This window comes from Arthrobacter sp. FW306-04-A, from assembly GCF_044358315.1.
GTDB lineage: Bacteria > Actinomycetota > Actinomycetes > Actinomycetales > Micrococcaceae > Arthrobacter.
In genome coordinates this window covers 3,958,516-3,980,006 of the sequence record NZ_CP084559.1, presented here as the reverse complement: position 1 = coordinate 3,980,006, position 21,491 = coordinate 3,958,516, and the positions used below count along the sequence as shown (strand labels likewise).

Here is a 21,491-nt window from a genome sequence, read left to right as displayed (position 1 = left end):
GCCGTCTCTCATGACCCCGCCGCCACGAATTCCTGGCCGGGCCGCCGGACCGTGTACTTCACGGCACCGGGCGGAGTGCCGTCCGTGTAGCCCTCCACAGTGTCCAGGCAGACCTTCTTGCCGCCGATCCGGACAAAACCCGAATAGCCCTTGATCACCGGCAGCGTCTTGTTGCAGGGTTTGATATTGAGGCCGACGTTGGGGCACATGCTGATATCGCGTCCTTGGGGATCGTTGTCGACCAAAACCGGCGAACCGGCAACACGGACCCACTGCTGGGAAGGCACGTTTTCCACTTTGCCGTCGTGCCCGCAGCGCAGGATGGCCTCTTTGACCAGGAATTTCAGCATCAGGCCTCCTCGAAATCGACAGTCTTGGCGCGGATCTTCATGGCCTTGCCCGGTGCCTCCAGGAGCAGGTCCGTGGCCGCTGTGATCCGCAGCTTCTCAGGCCCGAGTTCCACCGTGGAGCCGTGCCCGTCCGTGAAATTGATGGTGCGGCTGCCGCCGTCGAGCACTATCTGCTGGCCGTCAGAGTTCCGGAAGGTGAAGCGGCTGTCCCGCGGCGTGTTCACGCTGTTGTCCGGCGTCTGTTCCCGGCCATAGAGCCCGCCCAGAATGATGGCCTGCGCCGGATCCGTGGCGGGAAGGAGGACCAGCACGGTGTCCTCCGGGGCGGGCGGCACCACCAGACCCTTCCCTGCTCCCGCTCCCATTGTGAGGACGGGTGCCCAGGCCGATTCGAGCGGCGGATATGCGGGGAGCCGGACCCTTGCCCGGCTGCGTCCTTCCGGATCCTCGACGTCCAGCACGGTGCCGAGTGTGAAGACGTCGGGACGCCGGGCGGTCGGGGCTTCCGGGGGACGTGTGGTGATGGTGGTTTCGTAGCCCGTGCCGTCCAGCTTGTGAGCGGCGGTGGCAATCGCGTAGGTGCCTTCGAGCGACGTCGCGAGTCCGCGCACGCGAACCCGGCGCCCTGCGCGGAGGCGGGGATCGCCGTCGGCCACGAAGACTGCGGTGACTTGCCCCGCCATCCGAACGTCCAGTTCCGCCTGGGCCAGGCCATGGGCCAGGGTTTCGGAGGCGAAGGACTCGTTGTCGCGCAGGAGGTCGCCGCCAGCGCCAACACTGGCCAGCGCAGGGTCTGCGGAGACGTTGGCTTTCGCGTCGCTGGTTCCCGCGGAGGCCTGCTGCGCCGAGGCGTCGTCGGACCGCCAGCCCGTGGTTTTGGCACCGAGATACGCCGGCTCCTGGCTCAACTCCACCTCTGCCGAATGCAGGCTGCTGCCCAATTCCAGCTCAATCGGTTCGCCTTCGCCGGACAAGTCCGTCAGCCTCAGCGCATCGCCATCCACCACCGGATACGCACCCACCCGGGCGCTCTGTTCCACCAAGAGGCTCAAGTCCGAGCGGGCACATTGGTACACCTCACCAAGCCGCGTTGCGCCGCCCACCACTTGCAGGCCCGTGCCCTCCGTGAGCGTGCGGGCCAGCCCGGCGAGATCGACGTCGCTGTGCAGCCGGGTGAACTGGCGTTTCCTCAACCGGTGCAGGGCATCGTAGGCGCGGACCCGGACTTCCTGCGAAAGATCCGCCCCGTAGCTGTGCTCCACCACCGTCACTTCGCCCACGAAAAGCGGAGTGCGTTGGCCCCCCAATTCCACGCGCAGCGCGTCCCCAGGTGCGGGGTCCACCCCGCCGCGCATCGTCGCCGAGCGTCCCGGGCCTGGGCGCCAGCTGATGAGGCACTGAGCCGGCCTGGCGAGCGAGCTGAGGACCTGCACGGAGACGATCGCCGCCGTTTCGGCCGCGGAGAGGCGGCGCCGCCCGAGGGTGACGATGAGTTCCGGGAGGCCCTGGAGCTGCCTCATCGGGCTGATCCAGTCATGGGGTGCATCATGGTGCCTCGCCAACCGGGGGAACGGCGAGCGGGCCGTTGAAGTGCGCGGGATCGTCGATGTTGTTGTACTCCAGGAGCAACTTCCACAGCAGCGGCGTGCCAAAGGCGGCCAGGCTGAGGCGCCCCAACTCACCCGGCGGAACCCCCGGAAGGAGTTCGCCGCCGTCGGGCGCTGTTGCGTCCCTGTCCGTGCTGCCGTCGCCGCCCACCGCGAGCGTATCCACGGGCGGCGCCGTCAGATCCACCGCCGGCAGCCGCTGGGCGAGCTCGTAGTTCTCGCCTCCTTCTTCGTCAGCGCTTTGCCCGACCCGTACGAACACCATGCGCATCCACGAACGCAGCGGGGAGCCATCCGGGGAAAAACGGTCGAAGCGCTCCGCCACCTCGGTCACGATCCCGGGCACGTTCCATGCGCGCCCCCACACGAACCGGACCGACGGCGGCCGGCGTTGCCTCTCCACCTCGGCCGAGTTCTCCGCGAGCGCCCAGATGGGCCGCGTCATCTGGCGAACGTCCTGGACATGGAGCGACGCCGGCGCGAGGTCGACGTCGAACAGGAGATCCAGGCGAAGCTCGGTGTGTCCGCCTCCCGTGAAGAGCAAGGGATCGTCCGCCAGGCCCGTTCCCGTCAGCTTGCCGCCCGCCGAACGCCGCGGCTCCACACCGGCCGTCCGTGACATCACGACCGTCTCTGGATTGAGCAGGCAGCCAAGGTGCTCCCCGGTGTCCTCGATCAGGAAAGCGACGCGTTCCATGTCAGACCGCCAGCTGTTCGTCGCTGAGCCGGGCGGCGCGGGCCATCGCTGCTGTTGCTGTTTCCGCCGTGGGCTGGGGTGCGGGGCGCGGCGCCAATTCCGGCCAGTTTGCGGTTATTGGTGCGGCGGGGGTGCGGTCCGGCGTCGTGCTCGGGTGGCCCTGGTGCTCTGCGTTCTTCAAGCCGACGACGGCGGGAGCCGCTTCCGGTGTCCGGTGCAGTGGTGTTGCGGGCGGCTGGGCCGTGACTGCGTTTCGCGGGCTGGTTTCGATGGCCGTGTGTGGGGGTTCTTGATGTTGTTTTGCTTGACCGGGGGCAGTCGCGGTTGTCGCGTTGGCTGGAAGTGTCCCGCGGAGTCTCAGCACGGGGCGTGGTTGCGCGGCATCCAGGGATGCGGCTTCCGAGGAGGGGATGGCCAGGGCTTCGACCGAATCCTTACCCGGGGGCGTTCGCTTGGACGGGGAGGATGCTGCCGGCCGTTCAGGGGCGAAGACAGGCGGCGAACCAGCGGCGTGAGCGCTCTGGAAGTGTTTGCCCAACGTCAGCCGGGGGAGGAAAGCCGGCCTTGGCACGGCGGTTGGGGCTTCGGTGGTGTTCGGCGCGTCAGCGGGAGAGGGAGCGCCAAGCACCGGGCCGTCGTCGGAGACTGGTTTTTCGAGGATTGGATTTTCCGGGGTGAACCGCTGGGGTGCGGGCTCAGGGACAGGGTTCCGGATCGAGGATGGACTCCCGCTTTCTCTGACGATACCCGGGAGGTATTCGTCTTGATGTGAGCGAGCGTTGGGGCTAGAGGGGGGTGTATGTGAGCGAGCGTTGGGGCTAGAGGGGGGTATATCTGCAGGAGGGTTGGGAGGGGGCGGGACGAGGCCGGCGTCGTGCAACAACCGGACCCAATGCTCCGGCGCGCCGGACGTGTCCAGTCTCCGTACCGGAGTCGGGACCTCGGTTCCAACCCCGCGCTGCATTCCAACAACTCCAGCAGGCACAACTCCGGTCTTACCGCCGCGCGCGGTTCCAGGGTACGGTGGCGGTTCCAGCCTTTCCGCGAGTTCCCGGAGCCGCCGCGCCACGGAACGACGCCACGGGTTCCGGGGCCACCTCCCATCAAGCCACGGGAGCGCGGGCATCGTCGAGCTCCAAGCGGTCGTACGCGATGCTGAGGGATTCGATGGCCAGGTCCTTGCCGAGGGCATCCAACGGGGCTCCGAACCAGTCGCACGGCCAGGCGCCCAGCAAGTTCCAGCGGCGGACCTCCATCGAGCCTGCGTCGTTGAGCATGGCGATGGAGACGTTGCGCCGCTCCACATGCCCGTCGACGGCCTTGAACAGCCATTGGAGCATTTCGGTGGAGTCGGTGAGTCCGTAGCGGAGGGTCACCGGGGTGTACTCGACTTGGCCGGGGATCACGCGGACGGTGCTGTTCTCGCCACCGGAGCGGTACAAGATGCGGTCGATTTTCAGCCCGAGCCCTTCAACTTTGGTGAAGTGTCCTTGGACCACGCCTTGGATGACGAGTTTGAAGTTGTAGGCGCGGTACGGGTCCACCACGTTCCCGGGTTGGGCAGCAGGTGCCGGGGTGCTTGGCTGCGTGCTCATTTCAGGCTCCTGCGCTCTCTGTCTCGCTGGTGTTGTCGGCCGATTGCATGAGCTTGAAGATCACGAATTCGGCAGGTTTGACGGGTGCGATGCCGATCAGGGTGACAACCTGCCCGGCATCGCGGACTTCCGGCGGGTTGGTTTCTTCATCGCATTTCACAAAGAAGGCCTGTTGGGGAGTAGTGCCCAACAGCGCCCCGTCCCGCCACACATTGGTCAGGAATGCGCCGATGTCGCGGCGGATGGACTTCCACAACGTGTGGTCGTTGGGTTCAAAGACCACCCAGCGCGTACCGTCGGCCACGGATTCCTTGATCATGTTGGTCAGCCTGCGGACGTTGACGTACCGGTATTCGCTGGCCTCGGGTGCCTTGGTCCGGGCGCCCCAGATGCGGATTCCCTCGCCTGGGAAATAGCGGATGCAGTTCACCCCGGCCGGGTTCAGTACTTCCTGTTCGCCGCGGCTGACCCGCCGGACCAGGTCCAGCGCCCCTTGGATGGGTTCGTTGGCGGGAGCCTTGTGGACGCCGCGGGTCGCGTCGACGCGTGCCCAGACCCCGGCAACATGGCCCGACGGCGGTTGGGTCACCTTCTTGCCGGATACCGGATCGATCATGACAATCCAGGGGAAGTACAGGGCTGTGTAGCCGCCGGGGGATTGGGGCGCGCCGATCGCGTCTTCGCCGGTTGCCCGCTCGGCGTTCGGCTTGTCGGTGCCGGTCTTGGGGTCGTCAGACTTGTCCGGGTCGCCTTCGTCGTCCGTTTTCGCGCCGGCGGACTTCGGCGCGTCCGGCACACCGGAAGTCGCCGCCCGGGTGAGGGCTCCGACGTCGTCCACTTTCTCCGGAGTGTCCATGATCGCCATGCGATCCTGCCGCAAGGGATGCTCCACGTGCGCCTGCAGCGCCGCGTACGCTTCGGCGTCGGCGTATCCGGGGGCGGCCACCATGGAGATGTCGTCGATCGCTTCGAACAGGGTCACTCCGCCGGGCTTTGCTGCGGTGCCGGTGAGGCTGCCGCCGGTACCGATGTTGACCACGTAGCAGCGGCTGCCGCCGTTGGCGAAGAATCCGAAGACCGCGTTGGACAGGGGTGTCCCCTGCGTGGACTTGCCGACGTATTGGTCCACGAACTGGGTCCAGTTATCCAGAACCCTTGCTTCGTCCGGATACGCCAAAGGGTCCGGGGAAACTCCTACAAAACCGGCAATGCTGGTGCTGACCTGACCGATCGAGCGTGCACCGCTGGGCACTTCCTGTACATACACTCCCGGCGCCTGGTAATTCGCCATGGTGTGCTCCCTTTCACTCCCACCGGATGATGACCGGCAGGCTGCTCGTGTCTGCTGAGACTTCACGTTCAGTGCCGCGGACTGCCACGACAAAGTGCTGGAGTTCGTCCGCCGAGGCCAGGACCTCGAAATGGCCGGTGGGATCGCTCACGACGGCGGCGGCGGACGAATGCGGGCGGATATAGGCATCTGGGATGCCTTTGTTGTGGACGTCCACCAGCCGGCCGTGGATCCGGCGGGCCACTGAGGTGGAGGCGATGAGGGGTTCAGTGACAGGCGGGCCGAGAGGCTCGTCGAGACGTATCCCCACGGGGATGCGGACCAGGAAACCGAGGCCTTGGCGGATACCTGCATCGTATTCGTCGGGCTGGAATTCGCCGCTGGAGACCACCGAGTACTGGGTGTTTTGCTCGATGGCAACCAGGAGCTTCTCCATGTTGTCCAGTTGCGTGGGACCGTGGCATTCCACGGCTACTTTGAGTTCGAGGTCCAGTAGGGGGCCGTCCCGCCGGGAGCGGCCCACCCTGTTCATGGCGACGGCGTGGACAGTGACAGGTGCGTCGGTGGATTGGCCGGTAGGTGGTTCGGAGCCGTCATCGAAGCGGACACGCTCGGGCGAAATGGCGTCGGAAAGTACCCCGAGGAGCTCGGTCAACGATGATCGCACAACACCCACGGTGACACCCCAGTCCACGAAAGTGGCCAGCACAGCCGATGTGCACTACGTTACTCCCGCAGTGGCCTGCGAGTCACTGGGACCTCAGGAATAACTCCATTCGATGGTTCACCGCGCGGGGTGACGTCACTGCGGGCAGTTACGGTTGCCTCAATGACTCCCTGCATGAAGGTCACGACCGTTCGGAGTTCTTCCGGCGAAAGTGTGCCAATTACCGGGGCGATGGCGCCCGCCAGGGGAGAAAACAGTTCGCTGCCAGTGGCGCGCGCGGAATCGGTCATCTCCAGATGAACCTGGCGGCGGTCCTTCTCGCTGCGGCGACGCGCCAGATGACCTGCCCGGTCCAGCCGATCCACCAGTGCGGTTGTTGCCGGCGAGCTCAGGTTGAGCGCTGCTCCGAGCGCGCCAGGAGTCATGGTCTTGCCCTCGCGGGCGGCGGTGACCATGGCCGCCAAGGCATTCAGATCGGTGCGATGGAGGTGGTGTTGGCTGCTGACCGCCTCCACGTAGCGCTCAGTTTCGACCGTGAACTGTTGCAGGAGCCCGAGGAGTGCCGCTGCGGACGGAACGTGCTGATTGTCATCCATGAGGCCTCCTTCAGCCTCAAATTATCCCACCGGGTTATCGTTGACCAATTATCTCCATGATAGATATATTTCATCATGGAAATAATTGGCAGGGGCGTGGGGTCTGTGGGCAAAAGGCTAGGAACCGGTAACCGCGGCAGTTCGCGGTGGTGGGTGGCGGTTGCTGCGCTTTCGCTGATCGCGTGGATGGTGGTCGGCGGAATCGGCGGGCCTACCTTCGGGAAGCTCAGCGAGGTGTCCAGCAATGACCAAGCTTCCTTCCTTCCGGCCAGCGCTGAATCCACCGAAGCCCGGGAATGGCAAAACAAGTTCACGTCCGCCAGCAGCGTTCCAGCGGTGGTGCTGGTCGAGTCGCCGGAGAAGCTCTCGCCCGCCCAACTGGTTGGGCTGGGGTCCCTTGGCAACCAGCTGGCTGCCGTCGAAGGGGTCAGCCATTCGGCGTCGATGGTCGGGCCGATTCCCTCCGCGGACGGCAAGGCCGCGCAATTCCTTGTCCCAATGAAGCAAGGGAACGGGGTCAAGGAAAGCATCCAATCGCTTCGTGCGAAGGCGACCGGCTATGTAGCCGATGCCGGGCTTCCCCCCGGAACCGCCACATACGTGACTGGGCCGGCGGGCTTCCTCGCTGATTTGGTCAATGCCTTCGGCGGTATCGACGGGATCCTCCTTTTCGCTGCCTTGGGTGCCGTCCTGGTGATCCTGCTGGCCGTCTACCGATCCGTGGTGCTGCCCTTTGTGGTGCTCCTTACGTCAGTCTTCGCACTTTGCGGCTCCATTTTGGTGATCTTTGCCTTGGCGAAGGCGGGCGCAGTCCAATTGACGGGGCAGAGCCAGGGCATCCTGTCCATCCTGGTGGTCGGCTCTGCCACCGACTATGCCCTCCTCTTTGTGGCCCGCTACCGCGAAGCTTTGGGCCATGTGTCGAACAAATGGTCAGCGCTCCTGCGTGCCTACAAGGGCAGCTTTGAGGCCATCCTGGCATCCGGGACTACGGTCGCCTTGGCATTGCTTTGCCTGCTTTTCTCCGAATTGAATTCAAACCGCGGACTCGGACCTATCGGCGCAATCGGGATCGGTTTTTCGATGTTGGCCAGCCTGACGCTTCTTCCTGCGGCCCTTGGCTTGCTTGGCAGGACCGCATTTTGGCCACGCACCCCGAAGAAGAGCCCGGCCGCCAGGCGCGGTGCGGCTAGCGCCGCCGGGGCTCCTGGCATCGCCGGCCCGGTCAAGGCTGATTCGGCCAATGCCGACATTCCCCGGATCTGGAGGCTCTTGGCCGGCATGATAGCCAAACGGCCCAGAGCTGTGTGGCTGGGCGCCGCTGCCGTCTTGGTGGTCTGCGCCTCCGGGCTGTTGCAGCTCCAAGCCAGCGGGGTTCCGCAGTCCGCCCTCATCCTGAGCAAATCGGAGGCAGTGGACGGTCAAGCGGCGTTGGGCCGGCACTATCCCGCCGGTGCAGGAAGCCCCGTGGTCATTGTTGCCGACGAGATCGCTGCAACCGCGGTACTTGCGGAAGTCAAAGCGCAGGGCGGCATCTCAGATGCGGCCATGGTTGTCGCTCAAACCGGCTCCGGCGGAAGTCCGCTGGCCGAACCCCGGACGAACGCCGCACCTTTGGTGCGGGACGGGCGGGTGCTGATCAATGCCACCCTGTCGGCCGAGGCAGATTCGGCGAAGGCTGAACAGACCGTCGCCACGCTCCGGCAGAAGCTGCATGACAAGGCGCCCGGGACGTTGGTGGGAGGAACTACGGCCACCGCTGCGGACACCAACGCCAGCGCGCAGGCCGATCTCCGGCGAATCATCCCGATCGTCCTGGCCGTGATCCTCTTGGTGCTCATGGCGTTGCTGCGGGCCGTTCTGGCGCCACTGCTGCTGATAGGTACGGTCGTGCTGTCCTACGCGGCAGCGTTGGGTGTCTCCGCTTGGGTATTCAACCATGTGTTTGGATTTCGCGGAGCAGATGCCTCGGTTCCCCTTTTCGGTTTTGTGTTCCTCGTAGCCCTCGGCGTCGACTACAACATCTTCCTCATGACCCGCGTCCGGGAAGAGTCGCCGGGGGCGGGAACCCGGGCCGGTATCTTGAAAGGGCTCGGTGCCACCGGCGGGGTGATTACCTCTGCCGGGGTCGTCCTTGCCGCAACCTTTGCCGCCCTCGGCGTCATACCGATCCTCTTCCTCGCACAAATCTCCTTCATTGTGGCGTTCGGCGTCTTGCTCGACACCACTATCGTGAGATCGCTCCTGGTGCCTGCGCTTTCCTATGACATCGGTAGGCGGATTTGGTGGCCGGGGCGTTTGGGCCGGGCTCGCGCGATGAACGGGACTCAGCGGGTAACCGCAACTTCCTGATCCCGCCACCAAGCCACTGTTGCCGCCATCGCGTCCGCAATCGGCGTCGGCTCGAGTCCGAGCTTGGCCTGGCTCGCGGTGGAGTCCATGACGAACGGCCGCTCGAACTGGTACAACATTTCGGCCAGCTCCCGCATGTCCGTGGAAAACAAGCCAAGGGTCCGGAGCAGCCAACCGGGAACCACGCTTACCTTCGGTTCCGGAACGCCGGCCGAGCGTGCGAAGTTTCCCGCGATTTCCCGCATTGTCATGGCGGGGCCTGTCGGGGCGTGCAGCACCGAATTCCAGAGTTCGGGCTCTTGGGCGGCGGCGATCATGGCCGAGGCAAGGTCCGGAACGTAGGTAAAGGCGTGGGGCTGATCGGCGCTTCCGAGGACCTGGACCGTCTTGCCTTTGAGGACCAGTGGGACCATGCGCTCACCGGCATGTGCCATGCGGGCCCGCGGCCCGAAGAAATCGCCTGCCACTACGCTGACCGTGTTGGCCGGGTGGGCTTGCCGGGCCTTCAGCAGGGCGGTGCGGATCCCTCGCTTACCACCAGCCGCCTCACGCGCGCTGTTTTCAGTGATGGTCTTGTCCGGTTCGCTGTACGAGTAGAGACTTTCCGGGAAGACGACGACGGCGCCTGCCGCCGCTGCGGCGTCCATCACCACTTTCTCCGCTCCAGGAAGTTCGGCTGCCCAGGCTTTGGCCCGGTAGGCAGAGCCGTGGATGCAGTGAAAGACGACCGTGGCGCCGTCGAACGCTTCCGCCAACTTGGCCGCGTCCGAGACGTCCACGCGGAGCTTTTCGATCAGCGGGTGGTCCGGGCCGCTGCCGGAGCGCGTCAGGACGCGAACCTGCTCTCCGTGCTCTGCGAGCTGCTCGGCAATGGTCCATCCGACGGGGCCTGCTCCAGTGACGACGTACATGGTGGTGCTCACTTTCTGATGGAAATGGATTGGAGAGCAGTGCTCTCTGAATTCAGAATGAGCCCTTCCTGGTTGCATGTCAAGAGCACTGCTCACATTTGTTGTCAGTGCTCTCATTTGTGGCATGCTGGATGCATGAACCCCGTTCCCGCCGCAGCAGCCAAGCAATCGACGCCCCGCGCGCGCGCCCGGGCCCGGACCGTGGCGGACATCATCCGGCTGGGCCGCCAGCACCTTGCTCTGCATGGGGCCGCGGGTCTGTCCCTGAGGGCTGTGGCACGGGATCTCGGCGTGGTGTCCTCCGCCGTGTACCGGTATGTCGAGAGCCGCGACGAGCTGCTGACTCTTCTCCTGATTGACGCCTACGGCGAGCTGGGCGACGAAGTGGATGCCGCCGTCGACTCCCTCCCCGACGACCACTATCGCGAAAGGTTCCTGGCCCTCGGGCGGGCCGTTCGCCAGTGGGCGCTGCGCGAACCCGCCAGTTATGCCCTTCTGTTCGGCAGCCCGGTGCCCGGATACCAGGCGCCGGCCGAGCGCACCACCGAACCGGGAACGCGCGTGATTTACCGGATGGTGGGGATCTTCGACGCCGCCCACCGCGCAGGTGCGCTGGCCGCAGATGTGGCGCCCGCCGTCGTCGTTCCTCCTGCTCTTGCCGCAAACCTCGCGGCCATCCGGGCCGAACTGGGCCTTGCCGTTCCTGAGCCGGCGTTGGCCCGGGGCGTGCTGGTGTGGACCTCGGTCTTCGGCGCGGTCAGCTTCGAGGTGTTCGGCCAATACGGGGCGGATACCTTCGCGGCCCGGGACGAACTGTTTGATCACCAACTGGAGGTCCTGCTGGGGATCGTGGGGTTGTAGACGCCGACGGTAGAGTATCTAAATGGCTCGCGGACTTGCTGACATCGGCGCGGAGGGCGTTTTGCTCGCCGGGGCGGGCCGCGCCATCCTGATGCAGATCGCCGATCCGGCGGTCGGTCACGGCGTCGCTGAGCACAGCAATTTCGCACAACGGCCGCTGGACCGGCTCCGCGCCACCATGACGTACGTCTATGCCGTGGTCTATGGCACCGAGGAGCAATTGGCCGCGGTGCGCCGGGCTGTGAACCGTGCGCACGCACCCGTTCGGCGGGCGGCGGACGATTCCACCAAGGGGTACAACGCCTTCGACGCGCAATCCCAATTGTGGGTGGTGGCGACCCTCTACGACACCGCCGTCACCGTGTACGAAAAAGTCCACGGAACGCTCGACGACGACACCGCCGATCGTATCTATCGCGAGTACGCGCAGATTGGGACAGCCCTCCAGCTTCCCCCCGAACTCTGGCCCGAGGACCGTTCGGCCTTCGCCAGGTACTGGCAAGAATCGTTGGGGAACCTGGAACTGGACGCGGCGGCTTTGAGGGTTGCCCGCGAACTCCTGTATCCCGCGAGTGGGCCGCTCTTGTTGCGCCTGACCATGCCATTGGCCCGTTTGCTTACGGCGGGCCTGCTGCCCGAGCAGCTTCGGGAGGGTTTCGGGCTGCCTTGGAATGCGTGGTATCGGCGCAGTTTTGATGGCACCATGCGCCTCTTGGCCGTGGCCTATCCCAAGCTGCCGGAGAAGGTCAGGCATTGGCCGAAGAACTACTATCTTGGCCAACTCGGCCCGGCCGGGAATCGGACGGACCAAGCGCGGACGGGCCAGCAGCGCGCCGATGCGTGAACTCACCGCGGTAGAGGAACTTATTGATGGGAGTGCAAGCCGCTTCCTGGGCCGCGCCCCTGCCCGGGGCCTTCGGACCAAGCTCACTGAGTTCACCGTGTTCGGCCTCAAACAGGCATGGGCATGCATCTTTGGCGCTTCGCTTCTCGCCGTCATCTTCGGGGCGCACCTCTGGTACCCGGCCGACGCCGGCCTGGCCCGGAACGATTTCCTGACGATCGCCGCCGTCGTCATCCAGATACTCATGGTCGCCACGAGGCTTGAGACTCTCCGCGAGCTGAGAGTGATCGTGCTCTTCCACCTGGTGGGGACGGTCATGGAGCTGTTCAAGACCGATGTCGGCTCGTGGTCCTATGAAGTCGATGGGGTCCTCCGGGTCGGCGCTGTCCCGCTCTTCAGTGGCTTCATGTACGCTGCGGTCGGCTCGTACATGGTGCGGGTCTACCGGGTTTTTGACCTGCGCTTCTCCCGATACCCGAGGCGTTGGATCACAGCGATCCTGGCCGCCGCCATCTACGTGAACTTCTTTTCGCACCACTACGTCGTTGATGCCCGCTGGGTCCTGCTGGCCGCCGTCGTCGTGACCTATGGACGGTGCGTCATGCACTTCCGGGTGTTTCGGCGCCGGTTCCGGATGCCCCTGGCCCTGGCATTCCTGCTGGTGGCGCTCTTCATCTGGATTGCCGAAAATATCGCAACGTGGTCGCATGCCTGGCTGTATCCCAGCCAGTTGGATGGCTGGCACTTGGTGTCCCCGGACAAGCTTGTCTCATGGTTCCTCCTGATGATCATCTCCGTGGTGCTGGTGGCATGGGTCTACAAGCCGACGCCGCCTGAGGTGGACGGGTCTGCCTCCGCCTGACGGAACCCCCGCCGTCGACATCGCCGGAACGCTGCGGAGTCGCCGGAGCGCTCACGCGAACCGGCACTGTTCCCGCGAGTTCGACGTCGGCCCTCACCCCAAGCCCCCGACGTCGGGTGTTCTCCCACGGCGAAATGGGCCCAAGATCACTGTGTTTCCGGGGTTCTTCGGCCCCGCGAATGCTGAGTTGAGCGTAGTTGACTCAACTTTGGATTGACTTTGAGTGCGGCCTGAGTACAGTTGAGTGCAGAACGCTCAACTAGCCGAACGTTGAGTGCTCCCCGGCTCCAAATCCTTCACGGTTGAGGAAGCGGGTGAAATCTCGATCGTCGGCCATTGAAAGGAACCAACATATGTCACGCGCTGTAGGTATCGACCTCGGAACCACTAACTCCGTCGTTTCTGTTCTCGAAGGTGGCGAGCCCACCGTCATTGCCAACGCCGAGGGTGGCCGCACCACGCCGTCGGTCGTTGCATTCTCCAAGTCCGGTGAAGTCCTGGTTGGCGAAATCGCCAAGCGCCAGGCCGTCAACAACATCGACCGGACCATCGCCTCCGTCAAGCGCCATATGGGCACCGACTGGAGCGTTGCTATTGACGACAAGAAGTACACGCCGCAGGAAATCTCCGCGCGTATCCTCATGAAGTTGAAGAACGACGCTGAGTCCTACCTGGGCGAAAAGGTCACCGACGCTGTCATCACCGTCCCGGCCTACTTCAACGACGCCGAGCGCCAGGCCACCAAGGAAGCCGGCGAAATTGCTGGCCTCAACGTCCTGCGCATCGTCAACGAGCCCACCGCGGCTGCACTCGCCTACGGCCTGGACAAGGGCAAGGAAGACGAGCTCATCCTGGTCTTCGACCTCGGCGGCGGAACGTTCGACGTCTCCCTGCTGGAAGTCGGCAAGGACGAAGACGGCTTCTCCACGATCCAGGTCCGCGCCACTGCCGGCGACAACCGCCTTGGCGGCGACGACTGGGACCAGCGCGTTGTTGACTACCTGCTGAACCAGCTCAAGGTCAAGGGCATCGACCTCTCCAAGGACAAGATCGCCCTGCAGCGTCTGCGCGAGGCTTCGGAGCAGGCCAAGAAGGAACTCTCTTCCTCCACCAGCACCAACGTTTCCCTCCAGTACCTCTCCGTCACCCCCGACGGCCCGGTCCACCTGGACGAGCAGCTGACCCGCGCCAAGTTCCAGGACCTCACCAAGGACCTGCTGGAGCGCACCAAAAAGCCGTTCCACGACGTCATCGCCGAGACCGGCATCAAGCTCTCCGAGATCGACCACATCGTGCTGGTGGGCGGCTCCACCCGCATGCCCGCCGTCTACGACCTCGTCAAGGAACTCGCCGGCGGCAAGGAGCCCAACAAGGGCGTTAACCCGGACGAAGTTGTTGCCGTTGGTGCAGCACTGCAGGCCGGCGTGCTGAAGGGCGAGCGCAAGGACGTCCTGCTGATCGACGTCACCCCGCTGTCCCTGGGCATCGAAACCAAGGGTGGCGTCATGACGCACCTGATCGAGCGCAACACGGCCATCCCAACCAAGCGTTCCGAGACCTTCACCACCGCTGACGACAACCAGCCGTCCGTGGCCATCCAGGTCTTCCAGGGCGAGCGTGAATTCACCCGCGACAACAAGCCGCTGGGCACGTTCGAACTGACCGGCATCGCCCCCGCACCGCGCGGCGTTCCCCAGGTCGAGGTCACTTTCGACATCGACGCCAACGGCATCGTCCACGTCTCCGCCAAGGACAAGGGCACCGGCAAGGAGCAGTCGATGACCATCACCGGCGGCACCGCGCTTTCCAAGGAAGACATCGACCGCATGGTCCGTGAAGCCGAGGAGCACGCAGCCGAGGACAAGGCACGCCGTGAGGCTACCGACACCCGCAACACTGCCGAGCAGCTCGCCTACTCCGTGGATAAGCTCATCGCCGAAAACGACGACAAGCTGCCCGAAGAGGTCAAGACCGAGGTCAAGGCCGACGTCGACGCCCTCAAGAAGGCCCTCGAAGGCACCGACGACACCGCAGTGAAGACCGCTTTCGAGAAGCTGCAGCACTCGCAGTCGAAGCTCGGCGAAGCGATCTACTCGCACGCCGGTTCCCCGGATGGTGCAAGCAGCGCCGCCGGTGCTGAGGGCGCTCACGCCGGTGCCAAGGCTGCCGATGAGGACATCGTCGACGCCGAGATCATCGACGAAGACGAAAAGAAGAAGTAACCATGCCCCACCACGGCAACGAAGCAGAGCACTCACCTTCCAACAACGAGGGCAACGAGCAGCACAAGCCGGTCATCCGCGACAACCGCAAGGTTGACCCGGAGACCGGGGCCGCCCGCCATCCTCAGGGATCGGCAGCTGATTCCAACGCCGCTGCCGCCGAGGGCGACGCCCTGTCCCAGGCTGAGGAAATCCTCAACGGCATCGAGGTTCCGGCTGAAGAGTCGGTAGCCCCCGGTGCCGCGGCAGAAGCAGAGGCCGCGGAACTCCGCAACGACCTCCTGCGCCTGCAGGCTGAGTACGTCAACTACCGCAAGCGCGTGGAACGCGACCGCGCCGTCGCAGGGGAAATGGCCGTCATCGGCGTCCTGAACTCCCTGCTGCCGGTGCTCGACGACGTCGACGCTGCCCGCCAGCACGGTGACCTCGTGGACGGCCCGTTCGCCGCGATCGCCGCCAAGCTGGAGACCGCGCTGAAAACGTACGGCCTCGAGCGCATCGCGGAAACTGGTGTCGATTTCGACCCCACGATCCACGAAGCCCTCATCCAGCAGCCGGGCGAGGACATCGAAGTCGACACAGTCAGCCAAGTGCTGCGCTCCGGCTACCGCTCCGGCGACCGAGTGCTGCGTGCTGCTCAGGTAATTGTGGCTGTGCCTGCTTAGGGTTCCGCCCTAGTTGTACTCACCGCGCCTTCGCGGATGAGGGCCCCGCCCCTTCGCCGGGTGGCCTAGGATCTGCGATCCTTGGCCACCCGGCTTCGGCAGGCAGGCCCGATGCCACTCCCGGGCCCCCTCATCCGCTACGGCTCAGCGGTAATCTCGCCGTAACGCTTTTGTTGATTTGAAAGGAAATGCCCTTGGCCAGCCAGGACTGGGTTGAGAAGGATTTTTACGCCATCCTTGGTGTCGCCAAGGACGCCTCTGACGCTGACATTAAGAAGGCGTACCGCAAGCTTGCGCGGAAGTATCATCCGGATACCAATTCCGGGGATGCTGCTGCCGAGAAGAAGTTCAAGGACATCTCGGAGGCCTATTCGGTGCTCTCGGATGCCGAGGAGCGTCAGCAGTACGATGCCATCCGTGCCATGGGCGGGGCACGATTCGCTCCGGGGGCAGCAGGACGCGGAGGGCCGGCCAACGGTGGGTTCGAGGACCTGTTCGGCGGACTTTTCGGCGGCGGCGCACGTCAGCCTGCCGGTGCCGGCGGTATCCCTCCCGAGTTCGCCGACCTGTTTGGCGGCGGTTTCGGTGGTGGACAGACCGGTTTCCAGCGCGCCCCGCAAAAAGGCAGCGACCGCACGGCATCCACCTCCATTTCCTTCGCCGGCTCCATCCACGGCACCACGGTGAGCCTGCGCGAAAGTAACGGCAACGTCATCGACGTCAAGATTCCCGCGGGCATCAGGGACGGCCAGAAAGTCCGCCAGCGCGGCAAGGGCAATCCGGGTGCGGCAGGCAATGGGGACCTCATCATCACGGTGAACGTCAAGCCCCACGATTTCTTCATCCGCGATGCTGACAACATCCGCATCCACGTGCCGGTGACCTTCGGCGAAGCCGCCTTGGGTGCCAACATCCACGTGCCAACGCTCGACGGTGACAGTGTCACCGTCCGCGTCCCGGCCGGCACGCCTTCCGGGCGCACCCTCCGGGTCAAGGGCCGCGGCGTCAAGACGACGAAGGGCACCGGCGACCTGCTCGTGACCATCGACGTCGCCGTCCCGCAGAACCTCAACAAAGAGGCCGAGGAAGCCGTCAAGGCATTCGCAGCGGCCACCGCCGACGCCGATCCGCGCCACGACCTGGCCGCCAAGGCCCGCTTGTAGCGGCAGTGACACACAGGAGGGACGTAGTCATGGGCATCGACATCAACCAGCCGATCTTCGTCATCTCCGTCGCGGCCGAACTGGCTGACATGCACCCGCAAACCCTGCGCCAGTACGACCGCCTCGGCATCGTGTCACCGAGCCGTGCACCGGGCAAGTCCCGGCGCTACTCCCAGCGGGATATCGACCGCTTGCGTGAAGTCCAGCGGCTCTCCCACGAAGGTGTCTCGCTCGAGGGCATCAAGCGCATCCTCGATCTCGAAAACCAAGTGGCCGCGCTGCAGTACCGCGTAGCCGAGCTGAGCGAGGAATTGCAACGCCGGCGGGGCCCGATGGAGGCCCGTATTTTCGCGGCAGGAGCAGCGGGCGACGTCGTCAGCCTGGCCCGCGGGCAGCGCCCCCGGGCGCGGTCCCAGGCAGTTGTGGTGTGGCGACCGCGTCCGGGGGAGTAACCCTTTAGGCCTGCGACAGGGACGCCAGCAGCACAGGGCTGCTTTGACCGGCCCAAGTACCCCTCAGGGCAGCAGAATCTTCCGAACCCTGTGTCCCCGGATCCAGGACACGGTTCACCAGCAGTGTGAGCTCACCGGCGTCGATGCTTGTGATGGTGTCCTGGCTGATCGGGGCTGCCGGGCTCAGCGCGGGGACTGCGCTACCGGGTGTTCCACTTTGCTGGGTCGCAGGGTTGCTCTGTGGATGATAGCCATGCGGTCCAGCCTATGTCGCCAGTGCGGGCGCGGAGACTGATCTCGGAGTCCAGCGCAGGTGCGTGTTGTCGGCGTCGGAATCAGGCTCTTTCAAGAGCGAAAGCCTAGGCCTCACGGCATCCGTGCCGGAGCTCGGCGGTTTGCGTCGGCCCGCGCGGAACTGCGGCACCCATTGCGCTCCGGGGCCCTGGTATTCCTGCTCGGCCGCGGCGTGGAGCGTCCACTGGGGGTCGAACAGATGAGTGCGGCCAAGTGCCACGAGGTCTGCCCGTCCCGCAAGGAGGATGGAATTGACATCGTCGTAGCTGGAGATGGCGCCGACGGCGATAACGGCCGCTCCCGCCGGTGCGGCGACTTCCTGCCGGATGCGGTCGGCGAAAGGGGTCTGGTAGCTGCGGCCGAAAGCCGGTTGTTCTTCCTTGGCGACCTGGCCGGTTGAGACGTCGATGCCCGCTGCGCCGTGGGCCACGAATGCCCGCGCGATGTCGAGCGAGTCATCCGAGGTGTTGCCGCCTTCGATCCAGTCGGTGGCCGAAATGCGCACCGTCACGGGCTTGCTGACAGGCCAAGCCTCGCGGACGGCGTCGAACACTTCCAAGGGGAACCGCAGGCGGTTCTCCAAGCTGCCACCATATTCGTCCGTGCGGCGGTTGGACACCGGCGAAAGGAATGAGGAAAGCAGGTAGCCGTGCGCGGCATGGAGCTCCAGAAGGTCGAAACCTGCTTCATCCGCCCGACGGGCAGCATCCACGAAATGGGCTTTGATGGTTTCCATGCCTGCGCGGTCGAGTTCAACAGGCGTCTGGTTGCCGGGACCGTAAGGCAGCGCCGACGGTCCGACGACGTCCCAGTTGCCGGATTCGAGCGGCTCGTCGATGCCTTCCCACATCAGCCGCGTGGAGCCTTTGCGGCCGGAGTGCCCAAGTTGCGCACCGATCTTCGCCGTTGAGTTGGCATGGACGAAGTCCACGATTTCCTTCCAGCTGTCGCGTTGGCCGTCCGTGTACAGGCCGGTGCAGCCGGGGGTGATTCGCCCGGTCTCGGAAACACACACCATTTCGGTCATAACCAGTCCGGCGCCGCCAAGTGCCTTCGACCCTAGGTGGACTTTGTGGAAGTCGCCCGGGACGCCATCCACCGCGGAGTACATGTCCATGGGGGAGACCACAATGCGGTTCTTCAGCTCCAGTCCGCCGATCCGGAACGGCTGGAACATGGCCGGGGCAGTTTCTGCCAGTCCTTGGGATTGGGCGAAGTTGCGGTCCACGGCGTCGGCGAATTCCGGGTCGCGCAGGCGCAGGTTCTCCTGGGTGATGCGGCGGCTGCGCGTGAGGAGGTTGAAGGCGAACTGGGTCGGGTCCTGCTCCTTGTATTGGGCGATCCGCTCGAACCATTCCAGTGAAGCCTGGGCAGCGCGCTGGGTGGAGGCCACCACCGGACGACGCTCGGTTTCGTAGGCGGACAACGCGGATTCCACATCCGGGTGCTCGTGCAGGCACGCGGCCAGGGCGAGGGAGTCCTCCATGGCCAGTTTGGTTCCGGAGCCGATGGAGAAGTGTGCGGTGTGTGCCGCATCGCCGAGCAACACCACGTTGCCGTGGCGCCAGCTTTGATTGCGCACGGTGGTGAAGTTGAGCCATTTGGAGTTGTTGGACAGGACCTCGTAGCCATCGAGTTCCTCGGCGAAGATGGAACGGATCTTGCTGATCGCCTTCTCGTCGGACACGCCTGGCGGGAAGACGTCGGCCGCGGTCTCGTCGAAACCGGCAGCGCGCCACACGTCCTCGTGCATTTCGACAATGAATGTGGATCCTTCGTCCGAGTAAGGGTAGCCATGGATCTGCATGACTCCCCATTGGGTCTCCTTGACGAAGAACTTGAACGCCTCGAAAACCTGGTCTGTGCCCAGCCACATGAACTTGTTGGGCCGCAGGTCCAGGCTTGGAATGAAGGAGTCCGCGTATTTGGCGCGGATCTGGGAGTTGATGCCGTCCGCGGCGAGGACCAGGTCATAGCCGGCCTCAAGCTCCTCAACGGGCGGCGCGACGGTCTGGAAACGCAGGTCGACGCCGAGCTCCGCGCACCGGCGCTGAAGCAGTTCCAGCAGTTCCTTGCGACTCATGGCCGCGAAGCCCTGGCCTCCCACAGTCACCGTTTCCCCGCCGAAGTGGATGTCGATGTCGGACCAGCGGGCGAAGCGCCGGCTCATGTACTCGGCCACGACCGCGTCGGCGTTGCCAATGCCGCCGAGCGTCTCATCGGAAAATACGACGCCGAAACCGAAAGTGTCGCTGGCGGCGTTGCGTTCCCAGAGGGTGATGTGATGCGACGGGTCGAGTTGCTTCATCAATGCTGCGAAGTACAGGCCGCCGGGACCGCCTCCTACGATTGCGATTTTCATGCTTTTGCTCCTTCTCAGGCCTGGCCCAGGCCTGCGCCGGCAAGCTGTTCGGGGTCGTTGTTGATGCGGTCACGCAGCTTGAAATGCTGCAGCTTGCCGCTTGGATTGCGGGGAAGTTCGTCAACGAACCGGATGTCCCGCGGGTACTTGTACGGGGCGATCGTCCGTTTGACGAAGTCCTGGATTTCTTTGCGCTTGGCGTCATCGCCCCTGACGCCTTCGCGCAGGACGATAAAGGCGCAGACCACGCTGCCGCGTGCCTCGTCGGGCCGGCCGATAACGGCGTTCTCCACTACATCCGGGTGCAGGTCGATGGCGGTTTCCACCTCTGGGGCACCGATGTTGTAGCCGGAGGAGACGATCATGTTGTCCGATCGGGCCTGATAGGTGAAGTACCCGTCCTCGTCTTTCGTGAAGGTGTCGCCGGTGACGTTCCAGCCGTTGACCACATAGTTCGATTGCCGTGGGTCGTCCAAGTAGCGGCATCCGGTGGGGCCGATGACGGCGAGCCGGCCAACGGCCCCGGGTCCTAGTTCCAGGCCTTCGTCGTCGAGGATGGCTGCCCTGAACCCGGGAACGGCCCGGCCGGTGGTGCCGGGCCGGATATCGTCCCCGGACGCGGAAATGAACACGTGCAACAGCTCGGTGGCCCCGATGCCGTTGACGAGCCGGAGGCCTGTGGCCTCCCGGACGGCCTCCCATGTTTCCTTGGGCAAGTGTTCGCCCGCCGAGACCGCCACCCGGAGCCCGCGGAGCAACGATCCGCGGCCCTCCTTGAGGATGGCCCGGTAAGCGGTGGGTGCGGTGAACAGGATGGTGGCCCCGGCAGCGGCAGCACTCTCGGCAAGTTCCACCGGGGTGGCCCGTTCGGTCAACAGCGAGGCCGCGCCGAAGCGCAGGGGGAAGACCACCAGCCCGCCGAGGCCGAACGTGAAGGCGAGGGGCGGTGAACCGGCAAACACGTCGTCGGCGGTTGGCTGCAGGATGTGGCGGGCGAACGTGTCGGCGTTCGCGAGGATGTCACGGTGGAAATGCATGGTGATCTTGGGCGTTCCCGTTGTGCCCGACGTCGGGCCGAGCAGCGCGACGTCGTCGGCCGAGGTGGGCACGGCCGTGAACTCGCCGCTCTTGGCGGCGGCGCGGGACGTGAGGTCGCCGGCGTCGTCGGATCCGTAGGAGAGGACAGCGGTGTCCTCTCCTGCCGCCGCGAGCAGTTCGTCCATGAACCGGTGGTCCGAGATGGCCACGGTAGGACGTGTGAGGCTAATGAGCGTGCCGACCTCGCTGGAACGCAGCATCGGCATGGTGGTGACAACGACGGCCCCGGCTTTGAGCACGCCAAGCCAGGCCGCGACAATCCAGGGATTGTTCGGCCCGCGCAGCATGACGCGGTTTCCGGGCACCACGCCGAAGTCCTCGGCGAGGACCTGCGCGACTTGGTTAGCGCGTTGCTGCAGTTCACCGTAAGTCCAGACCGCGCCGTCGGGGGTTCGCAGGGCGGTCCGCTCTGAACCGTGGTTTGCGACGGCGTCGTCAATGAGTACCGCTGCTGCGTTGAGCGTCGCCGGGTACTGGAGTTCCGGCAGGGTGAATTCTAGGGTCGGCCACGTGCCGGCCGGCGGCAGATGGTCGCGGGTGAAGGTGTCCACGTGGGCTGATCTCAACATTGTCATGGCCACTCCTTTCAGTAATGCGGCGGA

The 21,491-nt window shown here is 64.9% G+C and carries 19 protein-coding genes; 8 read left to right on the top strand and 11 right to left on the bottom strand.

The genetic code is table 11. From position 1 onward, the window contains the following. Positions 1 to 8 precede the first annotated feature (8 nt). The 8 genes from LFT43_RS18550 to LFT43_RS18515 form a co-directional block, all read right to left on the bottom strand. The gene (locus LFT43_RS18550; RefSeq protein WP_395799344.1) at positions 9 to 350 is read right to left on the bottom strand and encodes a hypothetical protein; all 342 of its coding nucleotides are present in this window, start codon (positions 348 to 350) and stop codon (positions 9 to 11) included. Further along, positions 350 to 1,870, bottom strand: a complete 1,521-nt coding sequence (locus LFT43_RS18545; protein ID WP_395799342.1) for a phage baseplate assembly protein V — start codon at positions 1,868 to 1,870, stop codon at positions 350 to 352. Before LFT43_RS18545 ends, LFT43_RS18550 begins: the two co-directional genes overlap by 1 nt. Before the next feature lie 25 nt (positions 1,871 to 1,895). Beyond that, positions 1,896 to 2,654, bottom strand: a complete 759-nt coding sequence (locus LFT43_RS18540; RefSeq protein ID WP_395799340.1) for a hypothetical protein — start codon at positions 2,652 to 2,654, stop codon at positions 1,896 to 1,898. A gap of 1 nt (position 2,655) precedes the next feature. Beyond that, on the bottom strand, positions 2,656 to 3,282 hold the full coding sequence (locus LFT43_RS18535; RefSeq protein WP_395799338.1) for a hypothetical protein: 627 nt from the start codon (positions 3,280 to 3,282) through the stop codon (positions 2,656 to 2,658). Between the two features lie 475 nt (positions 3,283 to 3,757). Beyond that, positions 3,758 to 4,249 carry a phage tail protein gene (locus LFT43_RS18530; RefSeq protein ID WP_395799336.1) on the bottom strand — a complete coding sequence of 164 codons (492 nt, stop codon included), beginning with the start codon at positions 4,247 to 4,249 and terminating at the stop codon, positions 3,758 to 3,760. Position 4,250: 1 nt separating this feature from the next. Further along, on the bottom strand, positions 4,251 to 5,540 hold the full coding sequence (locus tag LFT43_RS18525) for a phage tail sheath family protein (RefSeq protein WP_395799334.1): 1,290 nt from the start codon (positions 5,538 to 5,540) through the stop codon (positions 4,251 to 4,253). A gap of 13 nt (positions 5,541 to 5,553) precedes the next feature. Continuing rightward, the gene (locus tag LFT43_RS18520) at positions 5,554 to 6,249 is read right to left on the bottom strand and encodes a hypothetical protein (protein ID WP_395799332.1); all 696 of its coding nucleotides are present in this window, start codon (positions 6,247 to 6,249) and stop codon (positions 5,554 to 5,556) included. A gap of 17 nt (positions 6,250 to 6,266) precedes the next feature. Further along, positions 6,267 to 6,803, bottom strand: coding sequence for a MarR family winged helix-turn-helix transcriptional regulator (locus tag LFT43_RS18515; RefSeq protein ID WP_395799330.1), 537 nt, complete (start codon positions 6,801 to 6,803; stop codon positions 6,267 to 6,269). 75 nt (positions 6,804 to 6,878) lie between these two features. Here LFT43_RS18515 and LFT43_RS18510 point away from each other — a divergent pair, with 75 nt between their 5' ends. Further along, entirely contained in the window at positions 6,879 to 9,155 is a 2,277-nt protein-coding gene (locus LFT43_RS18510; protein WP_395799328.1) for an MMPL family transporter, read from the top strand. Here LFT43_RS18510 and LFT43_RS18505 read toward each other — a convergent pair. Further along, positions 9,131 to 10,066 carry an NAD-dependent epimerase/dehydratase family protein gene (locus tag LFT43_RS18505; RefSeq protein ID WP_395803159.1) on the bottom strand — a complete coding sequence of 312 codons (936 nt, stop codon included), beginning with the start codon at positions 10,064 to 10,066 and terminating at the stop codon, positions 9,131 to 9,133. The genes LFT43_RS18510 and LFT43_RS18505 overlap by 25 nt on opposite strands. Positions 10,067 to 10,201: 135 nt before the next feature. Between LFT43_RS18505 and LFT43_RS18500 the strand changes: the two genes are divergently transcribed. From LFT43_RS18500 to LFT43_RS18470, 7 genes are all read left to right on the top strand, one after another. After that, a complete protein-coding gene (locus LFT43_RS18500; RefSeq protein ID WP_395799326.1) occupies positions 10,202 to 10,927 on the top strand; it encodes a TetR/AcrR family transcriptional regulator in 726 nt (241 codons plus the stop codon). 22 nt (positions 10,928 to 10,949) lie between these two features. Further along, on the top strand, positions 10,950 to 11,771 hold the full coding sequence (locus LFT43_RS18495; RefSeq protein ID WP_395799324.1) for an oxygenase MpaB family protein: 822 nt from the start codon (positions 10,950 to 10,952) through the stop codon (positions 11,769 to 11,771). Beyond that, on the top strand, positions 11,764 to 12,633 hold the full coding sequence (locus LFT43_RS18490; protein WP_395799322.1) for a DUF817 domain-containing protein: 870 nt from the start codon (positions 11,764 to 11,766) through the stop codon (positions 12,631 to 12,633). The genes LFT43_RS18495 and LFT43_RS18490 overlap by 8 nt, the downstream gene beginning before the upstream one ends. A gap of 353 nt (positions 12,634 to 12,986) precedes the next feature. Beyond that, positions 12,987 to 14,855, top strand: coding sequence for a molecular chaperone DnaK (dnaK, locus tag LFT43_RS18485; RefSeq protein WP_395799320.1), 1,869 nt, complete (start codon positions 12,987 to 12,989; stop codon positions 14,853 to 14,855). 2 nt (positions 14,856 to 14,857) lie between these two features. Continuing rightward, on the top strand, positions 14,858 to 15,520 hold the full coding sequence (locus LFT43_RS18480) for a nucleotide exchange factor GrpE (protein ID WP_395799318.1): 663 nt from the start codon (positions 14,858 to 14,860) through the stop codon (positions 15,518 to 15,520). Positions 15,521 to 15,714: 194 nt separating this feature from the next. Further along, positions 15,715 to 16,683 (top strand): DnaJ C-terminal domain-containing protein, encoded by a 969-nt coding sequence (locus LFT43_RS18475; protein WP_395799316.1) that lies wholly within the window; start codon positions 15,715 to 15,717, stop codon positions 16,681 to 16,683. 29 nt (positions 16,684 to 16,712) lie between these two features. Next, positions 16,713 to 17,135, top strand: coding sequence for a heat shock protein transcriptional repressor HspR (locus LFT43_RS18470; protein ID WP_395799314.1), 423 nt, complete (start codon positions 16,713 to 16,715; stop codon positions 17,133 to 17,135). Positions 17,136 to 17,400: 265 nt separating this feature from the next. On the opposite strand, the gene LFT43_RS18465 is transcribed toward LFT43_RS18470, so the two are convergent. Together LFT43_RS18465 and LFT43_RS18460 are read right to left on the bottom strand one after the other, a co-directional pair. Next, positions 17,401 to 19,791: a bifunctional salicylyl-CoA 5-hydroxylase/oxidoreductase gene (locus LFT43_RS18465; RefSeq protein ID WP_395799312.1), complete on the bottom strand. Its 2,391-nt coding sequence runs from the start codon at positions 19,789 to 19,791 to the stop codon at positions 17,401 to 17,403. Positions 19,792 to 19,805: 14 nt separating this feature from the next. After that, on the bottom strand, positions 19,806 to 21,464 hold the full coding sequence (locus LFT43_RS18460) for an AMP-binding protein (protein ID WP_395799310.1): 1,659 nt from the start codon (positions 21,462 to 21,464) through the stop codon (positions 19,806 to 19,808). Between the last annotated feature and the right edge of the window lie 27 nt (positions 21,465 to 21,491).